The organism is Arthrobacter sp. 05N425 (genome assembly GCF_056397125.1).
In genome coordinates, this window is sequence record NZ_JBFTMU010000003.1 from 159,937 (window position 1) to 175,395 (window position 15,459).

Consider the following 15,459-nt stretch of genomic DNA (forward strand, 5'->3'; position numbering starts at 1 on the left):
TCTTGAGGAGTTGCCACAGATGTCCTGGTTTGCGAGCCTGCCCGCGGTACTGACGGCCGTCCTGGTGCTGGTCGTGCCCGGACTGGTCCTCGGGCGTGCCCTCGGCTTCCGGGCATTTGCCGTTGCCGCGCTGTCACCGGTGCTCTCAATCGCACTGGTGTCCGTTGCGGGCCTGCTGGCCCCGTTCCTGAAAGTCCCGTGGTCGCTTCTGCCGGTCGCCGGCCTGACCGCCGTCGCTGTCCTCGCGGCCGTGGGTCTCCGGCACGTGCTGCCGGAACGATGGCGCGGGCTTCAAACAGATTGGCGGATCGATCCGCGGTTCTGGTGGGCCCTTGGCGGTGCCGGCCTCGGCGGCATCATCATTTGTGCGCGGATGGTGGAGGTCATCGGGTCCCCGGAGCACATTTCCCAGACCTTCGACAACATCTTCCATCTGAATGCCATCCGTTTTATTGAGGACACCGGCCAGGCGTCGTCGCTGACCCTCGGCGCCATGACCGGCGGCTCGTTCTATCCGGCGGGCTGGCATGCGTTCATCTCGCTGATTGCCCAGACCTCCATGGCTTCTGTCCCCGTCGCGGTCAACGCCGGCAACGTCGCCATCGCGTCCATCGCATGGCCCCTGGGCTGCGTATACCTCTGCCAGCAGGCCCTGGGCCAGCGCAGGGACGCCGCCTTCATCGCGGGCATCCTGTCCGCCGGGTTCGGAGCGTTTCCCCTGCTGATGATCCACTTCGGTGTCCTCTATCCGAACCTGCTGTCGCTGTCCCTGCTGCCGGCCCTGCTCGCGCTGGGCGTGCAGGCCCTGGGGCTTTCAGCAGTTCCGGAGCTTCGGGGACCGCTGCCACTGGTCGTGCTGGGGCTCGCCTCGGCCGGCGTTGCCCAGGCGCACCCCAGCACCTTCCTGGCCTTCCTGGCGTTCCTGGCTCCCGCCGTGCTGTACGTCTACGTGGTTTCGATCCTGAAATGGCGCCGGGACTGGGCGGCGAACAAGGCGAAGGCCGCCGCCTGGAGCGCCGCCCTCCTGGTCGGAGGCGCGGCGGCGCTGGGCCTCTGGGTTTTCGCCAGGCCATCCTTCGCGGCAGCCTTCTGGCCGCCGGTTCAGTCCATCCCGCGGGCGCTGCTACAAGTGGCGGGCAATGCGCCCCTGGGCACCTCGCCCGCCGTCGCAATCTCGCTGCTCACGGTGGTCGGCGTCGTCCTGGCCGCCCGCAAGCGGCGCAACTGGTGGCTGATCGGCGTCCTGCTTATCGCGGCGCTGCTCTTTGTGGCCGTCTCCAGCTTCCCCGCCGGCCGGCTGCGCTACCTGCTCTCCGGCACCTGGTACAGCGACAGCTACCGGCTGGCCGCCCTGCTGCCGGTGGCGGTGATAGTGCCGGCCGCCGTCGGGGCAACCGCCGCCTGGACATGGCTCCGGTCCCGACTCGCCGCGGCCGGCGCGGGTGCAGCCGGCGTCGGCGACGCCGGTCCGTCGCGGAGTCCGCTGCTGTCTCGCAAGCCAGTGAAGGCGACGGTGTCGGCAGCCGGCGCCGTGGTGCTGGTGGTCCTCACCCAGTTGGGCAGCGTTCCGGACATGGTCTCACTGGCCCGCGGCAGCTATGCGCTGACGGCGGAGTCGCCGCTGCTCACCTCGGATGAAGCCGCCGTCCTGGCCGAGCTGGACCAGTACGTTCCGGCGGATGAGGTCATCGCCTCGAACCCGGGAAACGGCAGCGCCCTGGCCTACGCCCTGGCCGGCCGGCGCACCATGCAACTTCACATCCTGACCAGCAACGAGAACCCGGATGACAAGACCATCCTGGCCCGGCTGCGGAACGCCAAGACGGACCCTGACGTCTGCCCCGCGGTGTCGCGGCTCGGCATCGGTTACGTCCTGGACTTCGGCACCCAGGAAATCAATAACGAGCACCACCCCGCGCCCGGCCTGGCCGACCTTGAGAAGGCCGGCGTGGCCAAGGTGGTCGACCAGCACGGCGAGGCCAAACTCCTGAAACTGACCGCATGCAGGTAAACGGGCCGCCCTTTTTGCACGCGATACACTCGGACCTGTCCAGCGGGCCCGCACCATTGTCCACCACCGAAATACTGAGGATTCAAACATGGCCATGACGCCGCCGAATGGACCAACGACCGGCAAGGTGGTCGGCCGGCGCGGATTCCTCGCCGCAATTGTTGCCTTGCCCCTGGCGCTGCCCGCCTGCAGCTCGACCAAGGGCAGTGACGCAGTCGAGGTCTCAGCCAGCGCGTTTCCGCTGAGCCTCACCCACAGCTACGGGACGACGACGGTAGCCGCGCCGCCCAAGCGCGTCGTGGCGTTGAGCAGCGCAGACGCCGACACGGCGGCCGCGCTGGGTCTGGCCCCGGTGGGGATCTCCGGCTCCGCCTCGTCGCCGTGGTTCACCGACGCGATGCGGGACGTCGACGGCGCCCCTCCGTTCCTCCTCAATGACAAAGTCGCGATGCCGCTCGATGACATCCGCAATCTTGATCCGGATGTCATTTTGGCCGTCGGCGGCAGCATCACCCGCGCCGACTACGACAAGCTCTCGGAGATCGCGCCCGTGGTGCTCTCCGAGTCGGCGGATTCGGGCCGTGACTGGCGCCAGCGGTCGGCACTTATCGGAAAGGTCCTGGGCCGTAGCAACGCTGCCTCCGAGCTGCAGGCCAAGACCGAGGGGGCGGTCAGGGATTCGGTCCGCGACTACGCCGGACTCAAGGGAACCACCGTCCTGTTCGCGGCGGCGTCGTCCGCGGACGGCGCCGACATCCAGGTCTATCCTGACGATTCCGTGGTGCTGGGCGTGCTGAAAGATTTCGGTCTCGCTCCGGCCCCGGCGCTGGCCAAGGTCAAGGCAGAAGGCCGTGCCACCGGCGGGCAGAAGTCGCCGGTCGCCTACGTGTGGCCGCACGAACGCGCCGATGAACTCACCGCGGACATCCTGGTGGCCTCCATCAGTCAGGACGACATGGCCTCCCTGCGTGCGGGCGGCAAGATCCCGGCGCTGACGACGGCCAAGCAGCCCTCCCTGTTTTATGCTGCGGGGATCGAGGATCAGGCCCTGCGGTCCGGATCCGCGCTGGGCGTCGCCTGGGCCGGCCGGAACATTGTTCCGGAACTGGCGAAGGCGGCCTACTATGAACAGCAGCGCAGCGCAGGCAAGTAGTACGCAGGAAAGTAGTACGGAAAGTAGTAGTACGCAGGAAAGCGAAGAGCCAGGCCGGGACATCGTCCCCGGCCTGGCTCTTTTGCTGGCAGGGCGCTACCCGCAGGCAGTCACGCGGAAAAGGCGGGCGCTGCCCACGGCCTTGACGAGCTTTACTCCCGGGGCGGTGTTGTCCGTCAGGTCGCGGACGCCCACGAGGGGCTCGGCACGCGGGGTGATCTCGGTGTTGCCGAAGTCGAGTGCCCAATAGGCCTTGAGCGACTTGATCGCCGGGCATACTGCGGCGTTGTAGGCGGCTTCGTCCCAGTGGTCAAGGAGGAGCTGTTCCTCCGGGGTACGGATGCCGAAGATATGCGGGGCCAGGGCGCGGCGGCCGGAGAAGGCATAAACCAGCGAGGCGCCGGTCCGGGGGTTGCCCACCACGACGTCGCCCTCGGGCACAATGGCCGCCACTTCGTTGAGCAGTGAGACCTCGTCGGTCGACAGCAGCGAGGCCGTCGGCGTCGTGGTGAAGATGGTGCTGATGCGGTTCTGGACCGTGGAGAGGGTTCCGCCCTGGGCGCCGAGGCCAAGGGCCAGCAGTACCACGCAGCCCATCGCGATGCCCGAGGACGCCGGCAGCCGGCCGATCATGCCCGAGGCTGCCCGGGGAAGGGCTGCCGGCCGTTCCTTCGCGGTCGCGATCAGGGCTCCGGTCAAGGCGCGGACGCGCCAGATCACCCATTCGGCGCCGAGCACGACGACGGGGAGAGTCACCACCGGGAGCAGTGCGGCAAGCCTGAAGCTGTCCGTGTACCAGACTCCGGTGAGGAAATTGCGGAAAAAGCCGTTGCTCCAGCTGGAAACCACCAGGTAAAGCACGGCGCCGGCGGCGTACATGCCGGCGACCCACCAGTAGCGTCGCAGTTGGCGTGCGATGACGTACAGCCCCACGATGGTCAGGACCAGCATGACCCAGGCAGTGGTGGTCCCCATGGGCGCGCTGCCGAGGATTTCGCCGATGGCCCGTGCGTTGGTCTGGAACGGGGTCCAGCCGGCAGAGCTGAGGCTGGGGCGCGCGACCACCCAGACAGCGGTGGTGGCGAGCAGGTAAGCGACCGTGAAGGCCAGCCAGAACCGCGGCTGCCGCCGTGAGACCAGCCCTTCCCTGGCAGCGAGCCAGGAACGGATCAGGCGGCCGATCACCACGGGGGTGGCGAAGCCGAGCAGCGCCACGAAGGTGCTGGGGTGGGAGAGGGCGAGGCCCGGAACGGTGACGGCAAGAGCCAGGACAGGCGCCAGAGGCGAGCCCGGGGGAGTGCGCGACATCCCGAGGGCCTCGATGGCCAGCCCAAGCACGGCAGGAAGCAGGGCGATGGCGGCGTGGTTCGGGTACAGGACACCGTAGCCCACCATGAGGTAGGGGAACCCGCTGAACCCGGCGGAGAGGATTCCAGCCGCCAGCAGGGGCATCGGCCGGTAGCCGACGATCCGGCTGATCAGGAACACGCAGCCCAGCGGCCAGACGATGGCCCCGGTAACGATGGTTCCGACGTTGACCACCGCCATGACCGACGGGGCACCGAGCATCAGGACCAGCGCCATGGAGTCGTGCATGGCCGCCGGGTACAGGCCCTTGGACGCGGCGGTGAGGTTGCCCAGTGTTAGCGTCGAGCCGTTCTGGGTATCGGCGATGTAGCGGACCGCGTTCAGGTGGTAGATATTGTCGAACGTCTCGGAGAAGCTGTCCGGGGATCCGAAGCCGGTGATGTAGCGAAGGCTGATGATCGCGGCAGGGATGAGGACGGCGGCGGGAATGGCCAGGCGGGCCAGCCAGATCCCGGTGTCCGCAGGGGAGAGCGGGACGTTTGCTCCCAGGAAGCCGGCGAACCGGGTCCCGGCTGCCTCGGATCCGGCTGCCGACCGGCGTCGGCGGCGGAGCAGCCTGAACACTGCCACGGCGGCCGCCGCGAGCACGCTGACGGCGAAGTAGCTCACCGGGTTAAAAGGGAGCTTCAGGTACGGCAGCATGATGGCCGTCATGCCGGAAACGGACGCCGATACGGGGGCGGCCAGGGCCACCAGGTTCAACCGGCGAAGACCGGCAGCTGCCAGGATCATCAAACCGGGAAGGAAGTAAACCAGCGCAGTCGCTGCCAGCGTAGGAAGCGTTTCCCACCAAGTCATTGATCCAGTCTCCTAAGTTTCAGAGCCAACCCTACAAGTATGCGGACGGCCTCACGAATCCGGCGGCGGGCGCCGGAGCCGCGCTAGGCGGCAGCGCACAGCGGGGCAAGGGGCGGCAGTGGCACGTTGCTATACTTTCAAACCATGGGTAACTCACAGCGTTCCGGCGTTTTAATAGTCATGCCGGCTTGGAACGAGGCCGAGGCCATCGGCAACACCATCCGGAAAGTCCTGGCTGTAGTCCCCCAGCATGATGTCCTAGTCGTCGACGACGGCTCGAAGGACGACACCCCGAGGATTGCCCGGGAAGCCGGTGCCACGGTCCTCCGCCTGCCTTTTAATCTGGGCGTCGGAGGGGCCATGCGGGCGGGATTCAAGTACGCCCTCCGCAACGGCTACAGCTCGGTGATCCAGGTGGACGCGGACGGCCAGCACGATCCGCACGACATCGACCGTGTCCTGGCCGGCCTGGAGTATGCCGACATCTCGATTGGTGCCCGTTTCGCCGGCAAGGGAAACTACGGAGCCAAGGGCCCCCGCCGCTGGGCCATGTTCTTCCTCGCCAAGGTCATCTCGGCGGTCGCCGGAACCCAGCTGACGGACGTCACCTCGGGGTTCCGCGCCGCGAACGAAACCGCACTGCGGCAGTACATTTCACATTTCCCGGCCGAATACCTGGGGGACACCATCGATTCGCTGGTCGTGGCGGTCAAGTCCGGCTGCCGCGTGACCCAGGTGCCCGTCGAAATGAAAGAACGGCAGGCCGGTACCCCCAGCCAGGGGCCCATCAAAGCATCCATCTATCTCGCGCGCTCGGGCCTGGTCCTGTGTTTCGCGCTGGCCCGACGCCGGACTCCGCGCGCGGCCGAACTGCATGCGCCGCTGTCCGGCGACATTGCCGGAGAGGGAAGTGCCTAAGGCATGAACGTTGCAGGTTCCTTGATTTTGTCCATCGTGATGGTGGCAGTAGTCCTCATAATGCTTCGCAACGGCCGGTTGCGGGAGAAGTACGCGATCCTGTGGCTGGTCATCGGCACGCTGACCATCATTCTGGGTATCTTCCCCAGACTCCTGAACTGGGCGGCCGCGCTGGTGGGCGTCGTCGTTCCGTCCAATCTGCTGTTCGCGCTGGCGATCCTGCTGCTCGTGGGCGTCAGCCTGCACGTCTCCCGCGAACTCACCATCCTTGAGGATGAGACCCGCATTCTTGCGGAAGAAGTCGCCATCCTGCGATCCTCCGTGGAGCGACTCCAACGGGAATCCAAACCAATCCAGCCGACGGCAGGCGGGGCCGAGACGGCTTCCGCCGTGCCGCCAACCGAGAGAAGAAAATAGTGACAATTGACGTAATGTTCCCGTACTACGGGGACGTAGCCATGATGAAGGCTGCTGTTTCCTCCGTACTCGCACAGGACGACAAGGATTTCCGCTTCACGATTGTGGACGATGGCTATCCGGACGACACCCTGCCGGAATACTTCGCCGGCCTCGTGGCCGCGGACGACCGGGTCCGGTACTACCGGAACGAGGTCAACCTCGGCGCCAACGGCAACTACAAGAAGTGCGTGGGCCTGGTTGAGCACGACATCGTCGTCATCATGGGCGCCGATGACCTGATGCTGCCGAACTACCTCAGCACGGTCCGCAAGGCCTTCCAGGACCCGGAAGTCAGCATTGTCCAGCCCGGCGTCGAGGTGATCGACGAGAACGGCTCCGTCTACCAGCCGCTGGGTGACTCCGTCAAGCAGTTCCTCCGCCACAAGCTGGTCGGCAAGGCGTCGGAAGCGATCGTCGCCGGCGAAGCCATCGCGGAAAGCCTCATGGTGGGCGACTGGCTGTACTTCCCGTCGGTTGCCTGGCGCGCCGACGCCATCAAGAAGCATGACTTCCGTCCCCAGTACGACGTCGTCCAGGACCTTGCGCTGGCCATCGACATCACCCTCAGCGGCGGCAAGATGGCCGTCGTGGACACGGTGTGCTTCCAGTACCGCCGCCACCGGGAGTCCGACTCCTCGGTCCGGGCGCTGGACGGCCGCCGCTTCGCCGAGGAGCGCGCGTTCTTCGACGAGTGCGTCCGTGACTTCACCGCCAAGGGCTGGTCCTCGGCCGCCCGCGCCGCGCGCTGGCACCTCACGTCCCGGCTAAACGCCGTGTCCCTGACGCCGAAGGTGGTCTCGAAGGGAATGTGGCCGGGCCTGCGCAAGCTGGTCACGCACGCCGTCAGGCCCTGACCATCCGAGCCCGCCGCCGGGAGCGGCGGTGGTAATCCCGATCGACAACTTAAGGTGCCGCTCAGTCCCATGGACATCCAGAACCACTACTACGGCCACTCGGCCGTCTTTGCCCTGTACTGCGGATCGCGCAGGCTCCGCCACGTGTCCGGCCTCATCCAGCACGGTTGGACCGTCAGCAGCCCGGTAACGGCCCAGTTCGGCGACTTCGCCAGCTGGGGCCCGGCCCGGCGCCGGCTTTCCTGGACCAGCTCTTCACGCGGCTGGAGCCCGGACGACGCCGGCAACTTCTTCAGCGACGGCACGCCCATGCTGGACGCCATCGGCGCCCCGTACCTCTACCTGCTTGACGCCGCCCGCGCCAACGGCGCCGTCCCGGAACGCACCGACCGAACCCTCGTACTTCCGCTGCACGGGACGGCCCTGCTCAAGGTGGACGGTGACCACGGCGCCTACGCGCAGCTGGTCCGCGAAAAGGAGGGCCCGGCGACGGTATGCCTCCACATTGATGATCTCCACAACGACGAGATCCTTGATGCCTGGCGCTCTGCCGGCCATGACGTGGTTAGTGCCGGGGACCGCCGCGACCCGCAGTTCATCGGACGGATCCTGTGGATGATGTCCGTCGCGAAGCGTGTGGTGTCCAACCGGCTGTCGACCTCCATCATGTACGCAGCGGTCAGCGGGGCCGACGTCGCCATCTACGGTCCGGACTTCCGGCTGGGCGCCAATGCCGCCGCGGATCCGGGCCTGGTCATGCGGGATCTGTGGCCGGAGTTCTACGACGAGTCCACGCCCCAGCACGTGCTGACGTCGATCGCCGAAGCAGAGCTGGGCCGCGGGGACATGCGCACGCCGCATGAATTGTCCCGGCTGCTCGGCTGGGACGCACACACAGTGGTTCCCTTCCTGGAGTACTGGGCCAGCGGCCCCCTGACGAAAGCGCAGACCGTGCTCGGCCTCAAGAAGGTCCCCGAAGGCGCGCACGCAACCGAGAAGGGGCTCTCCCCGTGGCACTGGATCCGCCACCCGCTGCAGCACCTGCCCTCGCCGTTGCCGAAGCTGCCGACGATGGCGGCCGTGGAGCCGTTGAGGCCCTAAGGCCCGGGGCGGCGGGGTGCCTGGGCTACCAGGCGCTCCAGCCGCCGTCGACGGCGATGGTCTGGCCGGTCACGTAACGCGAAGCGTCCGAGGCCAGCCACGCCACGACGCCGCGGAAATCGTCTTCGGTGGCCATCCGGCCCAGCGGGGTCAGCTTTTCATACCGTTCCGTGAAGGCGCTGTCCTGTCCGCGGGCGATGCCGCCGGGGGCGAAGGCGTTGACCCGGATTCGGGGCGCGAGCACGGTGGAGAGATAGCGCGTCAGCTGCACGATGCCGCCCTTGGTGGCGCCATACGCGGCCGGGTTACCCATCCGGGTTCCCTCGTAGAGTCCCATGTTCGGCGCGACGATGCCGTAGATCGATGAAACATTGATGATCGATGCCCCCGCGCTTTCAGCGAGCTTGGGCGCCAGCTGCCGGGCCAGCGAAAACGGTGCCCGCAGGTTCAGGGAGGACGCCAGCTCGAACGCCTCATCCGTCTGTTCCTCGAACGGCACGGCGTAGCCCGGGACCCCGGAGGTCCCGGTGAAGGCGGCGTTGTTCACCAGGATGTCCAGGGGACCGTCAATCGCCTCGACTAGTTTCCGGGTGCCGTCGGGTTCGAGCAGGTTGGAACTGATGCCGCGGGCGGCCACACCGTGGCGGTCGTGCAGGCCCGCGGCGACCTCCTGGCACGCCTGCTCGTGGATATCGGAGATGATGACGTCCGCGCCCTGGGCCGCCAGCGCGTCCGCGAGGACGCTCCCCAGCGGGCCGGCCCCACCGGTGACCAGCGCGGTCCGCCCGGTCAGGGAAAAGAGGTTCTGCGCGCTGCTCATGCTGAGTGGTCCTTGTCCAGGGTCTGGCGGGAGTTCTTACCCGCGCCGTCGAAACCGGGGAGAGGGGCCAGACCGGCGGAGACGACGGCTTCAACCAGCAGGAATTCGTTCTCGTCATCGATGCTGAAGGCATGGGTCTCGGGAATCTCGGCGTAGCCGTGGCGGCCTTCGTCGAACCAGCTCTTCTCCAGCCGCCGGATGAATTCGGCCCGCCAGACGTAGAAACTGCCGTTGATGCGCAGGAACCGGGACACGTCCTGGCGCCGCACCACACCTGTGCCCTCGGCGAAGTAGCGCTCGAGTTCGATGCCGCCTTCGGTCTGCGGCTTGACGCCCACCCAGGTCGGGTTGAAGAACGGCTCGGAGACCGCGACCACGCCGTCCAGTTCGGGGCTGCCGCCGAGCGTCGCGATGGCTTCGTTTACGCTTTCGGGTGTGCGGGTGGGGCTGGTGGGATCCAGCAGCAGGACCATGTCGTAGGTCGTGCCGTCCAGTGACTCCATCGCCTCCAGGGCGTGCCGGAGGACAACGCTCATCGGGGCGGAGTCGCTGGCGAGGTCCGCTGGGCGCATGAAGGGGACTTCCGCGCCGGCAGCGCGGGCGGCTTCGGCGATCTCGGGGTCGTCGGTGGAGACGATGCAACGGACGTTCTCTCCCAGCAGCGCGGCGAGGGCCACGCTGTGGGCCAGCAGGGGTTTGCCCATCAGCGGCCGGATGTTCTTACCGGGCAATCCCTTGGAGCCTCCCCGGGCGGGGATGACTGCAAGAACGCGGGGCGCGGACGGTTTTTCGTTCATTGTTATTTCTCAACCTCGTCGTGTGATCGCAATGGTGCGTGGCCGGATTGCGGTATCACCACAGTACCTTTTCAGTTCCGCCGGTCGCCGAGGCCAGCCTGGCCGCGTCGCAGATTGCGACCGCCAGCAGCCCCTCGGCCAGGCCGGCCGGGGAGAACGCCTCCATGGAGCGGCCGGTGACGGTCCCCGCCCGCTCGAGCACCGCAAGGGACTGGCGCGCCAGCACGACGTCGACGTCGGCGTCCGCCGGGAACGCCGCACGGACCGAACCGGCGGGTTCCGCCGCGGAAGCGGGCCAGTCCAGCGTCACTTCGTTCCTTACTGCGTCCCAGCCGATTGCCCCCTCCTCGGTCGCAATCCGGATGCTGCGCGTTTTAACCGGCGTGACGTAGTCCAGGCGCAGGTGCACGCAGGGACCATCGCCCCACAGCAAATCGGCGGACTCTTCGGCCTCGATGCCGAGGATCCCGTGCCCGAGGGTGGCCTTAAGGGAAACCGGGGCGCCCAGCAGCATCGCCGGGTAGTCGATGTCGTGGACCAGGTCCCGGAGGACACCGCCGTCGTCCTTGCGGGCCGAGTAGCTGCTGCGGAAGTCGCGGCCCGGCCGCCACGAGGGCAGCCACGACTGGGACACCACCTGGGCGCTGGTCACGCGGCCAAGCAGGGGCAGAACATCCGCCGTCAGTGCCAGCCCCTGATGGAAGCGCAACGGTGCGCTGACCGTGATGGTGTTGGCCCGCGGATGCTCCAGCAGCACGCGCGCTTCTTCCGCGGACGGTGCGACCGGCTTCTCCAGCAGGATCGAAGCGGGGGAGTGTTCCAGCGCCTCGAGGGCGTCGGCGACGTGCCGGTTGGTGTCGGTGGCGATGATGACCAGGTCAAGGGGTTCGTCCGGGTAGCCCTGGACCAGCTGGACCGAGGCGGGGTAGTCGGCGGCGCGTGCGGACGGGTCCGACGACGGCGGCCTAACCGGCCACGCAAAGAGTTGTTCGACCCCCAGGCTGTGCAGCACACGCAGGTGCCGGGCCCCGATGGAGCCCGTACCGCGGACAAGGGCACGCAGCGGGCGGCCCGCTTGGACCCGGGCGGCAGGCGTGGCGACGCTCGCCATCACCTTAGAATCGTCCAAGTATGATGAAAAGGTCATCTGGCAACTCTATTCTCAAAGGCGCTGCGACTATAAATGGATGGGCAATCCCCGAAGGAAACGGCATGGCTCATCATCGGCGCCTCCGGCCATAGCCGCAGCCTGGCCGCCATCATCCGCGGCCGCGGCGAACGGATCGCCGCCCTCAGCGACCGTGCCTTCGGCGCCGCGGGTGCGCGCCCGGATGGCCCCGTCCCCGACCTCGCCGCTTTCGCGGGCCGCGACGGCGAGACTCCCGCCTGCTTCGGGGACGACGGTGAGGCCTTGGACTACGCCGCCCGGCATTCCCTCGCGATCGCCGTCGGGATCGGCGACAACGCCATTCGCTCCAAGATTGCGGACGCGATCCTGGCCGAGGCCCGCTTTGCGGCCCTGGCCGCTCCGCTGGTTGCCAGCAGCGCGACCGTGGACAGCACGGCGGTCCTCGGCGCCCTCAGCCAGGTCTGCGAGCACGCGCATGTGGGTCCGCAGGCCCGGATCGGCGACGCTGCGGTCATCAACACCAGCGCCGTCGTCGAACACGACGCGGTGGTTGGAGCCGGTACCCACATCGCCCCGGGGGCCGTCCTGCTGGGGGCCGCCGTGACGGGAATCCAGGTGTTTCTAGGCTCAGGTGCCCGCATCCTGCCGGGCGTTTCCGTGGGGGACTTCGCGGTGCTGGGGGCGGGTGCGGTGGCGACGCGGCCGTTGGCCGGTATGACAACATATGTGGGAGTGCCCGCACAGCGACTTGTATCTACGAAAGGTCCAGCCAATTGACTCATGACCCGATTTCCAGCTCCGTAACTTTTGGCAGCCACCGCATCGGCCCTTCCGAGGAGATCTTCATCATCGCGGAGGCCGGCGTGAACCACGATGGTGATGTGGCCGTGGCCCATGAACTCATCGACCTGGCCGCCGATACGGGTGCAAACGCGGTCAAGTTCCAGACCTTCAAGCCGGAAGCCCTGGTCACCGGATCGGCCGACACCACGCCGTACCAGAAGGCTGCAGGGTTCTCGGAGTCCCAGTCGGAGATGCTGGCCCGGCTCACGCTGCCCGAGTCCGCCTGGGCCGAGTTGCGGGACCACAGCACCGAACGCGGCATCACCTTCCTTTCCACTCCGTTCGACTACGACAGCGCCCTGATGCTGGCGGAACTGGGTGTCCCGGGGCTCAAGATCGGGTCCGGAGAGCTCACCAACACTCCGTACCTCGCCGCGATCGCCGAGTTCGGCATCCCGATGATCGTCTCGACCGGCATGGGCACCCGCGAGGAAATCGCCGCGGCGCTCGAGGCGACTGCCAAGGCTCCGGCCACCGTGCTGCTGCACTGCGTCTCTGCGTACCCCGCACCGCTGGAAGAAGCCAACCTCCGGGCCATCCCCGCGCTCCGCCAGGAATTCGGCGTCGAGGTCGGCTGGTCGGATCACACCCCGGGGTCAGTGACGGCCATCGCTGCCACCGCCCTCGGGTCCACGCTGCTCGAGAAGCACATCACCACCGACAAGACCCGCAACGGCCCGGACCACTCGGCATCCTTGGAGCGGGCGGAATTCGCAGACTACGTGCGCTTTGTCCGGGAAGCGCACCTCGCGCTCGGGGACGGGAACAAGCGGCGGATGCCCAGCGAGGAAGCCAACGCCACGCTGGTGCGCCGTTCCTTCCATGCCGTCCGCGACATCCCGGCCGGTGCCGTCATCACGGCCGACGACGTTGCCATCCTGCGCCCCGAAGGCGGGCTGTCGCCGTCCGCCCTCGTGGTGGGGCAGCAGGCCAAGCGCGCCATCGCCGCCGGTTCTCCCGTAACCGGCGGGGATATCGCCTGAGATGAAGGTTCTTGCGTTCGCCGGCACACGGGCGGATCTCTTCCCGCTGGGACCGGTGCTGGTCGCCCTGGCCGCCGATGCCGCAGTGGAGCTTCACGTCGCGACCGCCATCGGTTTCCCTGACGGCACAGCGCACGCCCGGCTCCTGGAGGCGGGGCTGTCGCCCGACACGTTCGTCCACCACGAACTGGGCCTGTACCTGGCAGAACCGTCCGCCGAGCGGCAGTCGCTGACCGGCGCGGCCCTGTCCGCCGGGATGGCGAAGCTGCTGCCCGAGCTGAAGCCGGACGCCGTCGTCGTCCTGGGGGACCGGTGGGAACTGCTCTACGTGCTGCCGCCGGTGGTGATCAGCGGCATCCGCCTGATCCACCTGCATGGCGGCGAGGTCACCGAAGGCGCCCTCGATGAACGGGTCCGCCACGCGGTGACCAAGCTCGCGGACCAGCACTGCGTCAGTACGGCACAGGCCGCGCGCAGGGTTGCCCAGCTGGGCGAGTCCGCCGAGCGGATCCACCAGACGGGCGCCCCGGGGCTGGACCGTTTCGCCCATCCCGTGCCCTTGAGCGGTGAGGAATTCCAAGCCGAGTTCGGCGTTCCCCTGGTTCAGCCCCTGGTCATGGTGACCTACCATCCGCCGACCGCCGAGATGGCGACCAACGCCGGCGAGCTGGCCCGGCAAGTCTTCGAAGAATCCCTCGCCCAGGCCGGCACGGCCATCCTCACCTACCCCGGCTTCGACGCAGGCCGGGAGGACATCATCGCCGTCCTCGAGGAGATCCGGGAGCGGAACCTGCCGGGGGTCATCGTGCGCGAAAGCCTGGGCCCGCTTTACCCCCGGGTCATGGCCACCGTGCGTGCACTGGTGGGGAATTCCTCCTCGGGAATCCTGGAAGCAGCGTCCTTCCACGTGCCCGTGGTGAACGTCGGTGACCGGCAGCGGGGCCGCGAGTACGGCGCTAATGTGCTGCAGTGCCGGGATGAGCGGAACGAGATTCACGCTAGTATTGAAAAGGCCCTGAGCCCGCAGTTCCACCTGATGTGCCGTAGCGTGGTCAACCCGTACGGGGATTCCCACTCCGCAGAGCCAATCGAACGCGTGATCGTGGGTAGCCTTGCCACGGGCCTGACCAAGGCTTTTGTTGACTTACCGCTGGAGAGTTGAATCTATGACCATTGAGGGACCGTTGAGCAACGTCTGCGTGGGCCCCGAGGCCACCGTGCGCCAGGCGTTGGAAGCAATCGACCGTGGCGCTTCGGCAATTGCGCTGGTCACGGACGACGGCCGCCTCCGCGGTGTCATCACCGACGGCGACATCCGCCGCGGCCTGCTCAGCGGGGCGCAGCTGGACTCCCCGGCGCTTAAATTCGCCAACGTCGAGCCGCACGTGGTCCGGCCGGAGGCCACCCGCGCCTCGGTGCTGGACCTGATGCGCAGCCTGCGGATCAGCGAGGTCCCCGTTGTGGACGCCTCCGGCACGCTCGTCGGGCTGCACACCCTCAACGACATCGTCGGACGCAAGCGGCTGAGCAACATCGCAGTGATCATGGCCGGAGGCAAGGGAACCCGCCTGGGTGCCCTGACGAAGGACACCCCCAAGCCGCTCATGACCGTGGCCGACCGCACCATCATCGAGTGGATCATCCTCGGCCTGGTTGAGTCCGGCATTACCAACATCTACGTTTCCGTCGCCTACCTGGCGGAGAAGATCAAGGACCACCTCGGGGACGGCTCCCAGCTTGGCTGCAAGATCAGCTACCTATACGAGGATCCCGCGACCCCGCTGAACACGGCCGGTGCGCTCGGACTTTTGCACCACGAGGTGCCAGACATTTCCGAGCCCGTCATCGTGACCAACGCTGACCTGATGGTGCGGTACTCCGCGGCGGACTTGCTGGCCTTCCACAGTTCCAGGAACGCTGCGGTAACAGTTGCGGCCCGGCCCTACACGCACCAGGTGCCCTTCGGTGTGCTCGAGATCGGCGAAGGCCGGTCCATCAGCTCGGTGGTGGAGAAACCGACCATCGAATTCGAAATCAGCACCGGGATCTACGCCGTTTCGCCCGAAGCCCTGGCGATGGTGCCCTACATGAAACCGTTCTCCATGCCCGACCTCGTCAAAGCCTGCATCGACGACACCAAAAACGTGGCCGCGTGGCCCATTGAGTCCGACTGGATCGACGTCGGAACTCCCAAAGACCTAGCAACAGCGAAAGGCCAGTGATAG

The 15,459-nt window shown here is 67.3% G+C and carries 14 protein-coding genes; 10 read left to right on the forward strand and 4 right to left on the reverse strand.

Features of this window, described 5'->3' with window-relative positions; translation table 11 throughout:
* Positions 1-19: 19 nt before the first annotated feature.
* Positions 20-2,011 carry a DUF6541 family protein gene (locus tag AC1DGE_RS06300; protein ID WP_476908562.1) on the forward strand — a complete coding sequence of 664 codons (1,992 nt, stop codon included), beginning with the start codon at positions 20-22 and terminating at the stop codon, positions 2,009-2,011.
* Between the two features lie 88 nt (positions 2,012-2,099).
* Positions 2,100-3,164 carry an ABC transporter substrate-binding protein gene (locus AC1DGE_RS06305; RefSeq protein WP_476908563.1) on the forward strand — a complete coding sequence of 355 codons (1,065 nt, stop codon included), beginning with the start codon at positions 2,100-2,102 and terminating at the stop codon, positions 3,162-3,164.
* A 96-nt stretch (positions 3,165-3,260) separates the two neighbouring features.
* Here AC1DGE_RS06305 and AC1DGE_RS06310 read toward each other — a convergent pair whose 3' ends face one another.
* Positions 3,261-5,330, reverse strand: a complete 2,070-nt coding sequence (locus AC1DGE_RS06310) for a DUF6541 family protein (protein WP_476917097.1) — start codon at positions 5,328-5,330, stop codon at positions 3,261-3,263.
* 144 nt (positions 5,331-5,474) lie between these two features.
* Between AC1DGE_RS06310 and AC1DGE_RS06315 the strand changes: the two genes are divergently transcribed.
* The 4 genes from AC1DGE_RS06315 (at position 5,475) to AC1DGE_RS06330 (ending at position 8,662) form a co-directional block, all read left to right on the forward strand.
* Positions 5,475-6,248: a glycosyltransferase family 2 protein gene (locus AC1DGE_RS06315; protein WP_441417276.1), complete on the forward strand. Its 774-nt coding sequence runs from the start codon at positions 5,475-5,477 to the stop codon at positions 6,246-6,248.
* A 3-nt stretch (positions 6,249-6,251) separates the two neighbouring features.
* Positions 6,252-6,665 (forward strand): DUF2304 domain-containing protein, encoded by a 414-nt coding sequence (locus tag AC1DGE_RS06320; RefSeq protein WP_441417277.1) that lies wholly within the window; start codon positions 6,252-6,254, stop codon positions 6,663-6,665.
* On the forward strand, positions 6,665-7,561 hold the full coding sequence (locus AC1DGE_RS06325; RefSeq protein ID WP_441417278.1) for a glycosyltransferase family 2 protein: 897 nt from the start codon (positions 6,665-6,667) through the stop codon (positions 7,559-7,561). Before AC1DGE_RS06320 ends, AC1DGE_RS06325 begins: the two co-directional genes overlap by 1 nt.
* A 69-nt stretch (positions 7,562-7,630) precedes the next feature.
* On the forward strand, positions 7,631-8,662 hold the full coding sequence (locus AC1DGE_RS06330) for a hypothetical protein (protein ID WP_476917098.1): 1,032 nt from the start codon (positions 7,631-7,633) through the stop codon (positions 8,660-8,662).
* Between the two features lie 25 nt (positions 8,663-8,687).
* Here the strand turns inward: AC1DGE_RS06330 and AC1DGE_RS06335 are convergent, their stop codons facing one another.
* Genes AC1DGE_RS06335 through AC1DGE_RS06345 form a run of 3 tightly spaced genes read right to left on the reverse strand, consistent with a single transcriptional unit; the run spans position 8,688 to position 11,426 of the window.
* The gene (locus tag AC1DGE_RS06335) at positions 8,688-9,482 is read right to left on the reverse strand and encodes an SDR family oxidoreductase (protein ID WP_476892253.1); all 795 of its coding nucleotides are present in this window, start codon (positions 9,480-9,482) and stop codon (positions 8,688-8,690) included.
* Entirely contained in the window at positions 9,479-10,279 is an 801-nt protein-coding gene (locus AC1DGE_RS06340; RefSeq protein ID WP_476892254.1) for an acylneuraminate cytidylyltransferase family protein, read from the reverse strand. The genes AC1DGE_RS06335 and AC1DGE_RS06340 overlap by 4 nt, the downstream gene beginning before the upstream one ends.
* A 55-nt stretch (positions 10,280-10,334) precedes the next feature.
* Positions 10,335-11,426, reverse strand: a complete 1,092-nt coding sequence (locus tag AC1DGE_RS06345; protein ID WP_476917099.1) for a Gfo/Idh/MocA family protein — start codon at positions 11,424-11,426, stop codon at positions 10,335-10,337.
* A gap of 36 nt (positions 11,427-11,462) precedes the next feature.
* Between AC1DGE_RS06345 and AC1DGE_RS06350 the strand changes: the two genes are divergently transcribed.
* The 4 genes from AC1DGE_RS06350 to AC1DGE_RS06365 are packed head-to-tail and all read left to right on the forward strand — an operon-like array spanning position 11,463 to position 15,456.
* On the forward strand, positions 11,463-12,185 hold the full coding sequence (locus tag AC1DGE_RS06350) for an LbetaH domain-containing protein (RefSeq protein WP_476917100.1): 723 nt from the start codon (positions 11,463-11,465) through the stop codon (positions 12,183-12,185).
* Positions 12,182-13,234 (forward strand): N-acetylneuraminate synthase family protein, encoded by a 1,053-nt coding sequence (locus tag AC1DGE_RS06355; RefSeq protein WP_441417284.1) that lies wholly within the window; start codon positions 12,182-12,184, stop codon positions 13,232-13,234. Before AC1DGE_RS06350 ends, AC1DGE_RS06355 begins: the two co-directional genes overlap by 4 nt.
* A 1-nt stretch (position 13,235) precedes the next feature.
* Complete coding sequence (gene neuC, locus AC1DGE_RS06360) at positions 13,236-14,396, forward strand: UDP-N-acetylglucosamine 2-epimerase (RefSeq protein ID WP_476892257.1); 1,161 nt, start codon at positions 13,236-13,238, stop codon at positions 14,394-14,396.
* A gap of 4 nt (positions 14,397-14,400) precedes the next feature.
* A complete protein-coding gene (locus AC1DGE_RS06365) occupies positions 14,401-15,456 on the forward strand; it encodes a sugar phosphate nucleotidyltransferase (protein ID WP_476917101.1) in 1,056 nt (351 codons plus the stop codon).
* Positions 15,457-15,459: the final 3 nt, after the last annotated feature.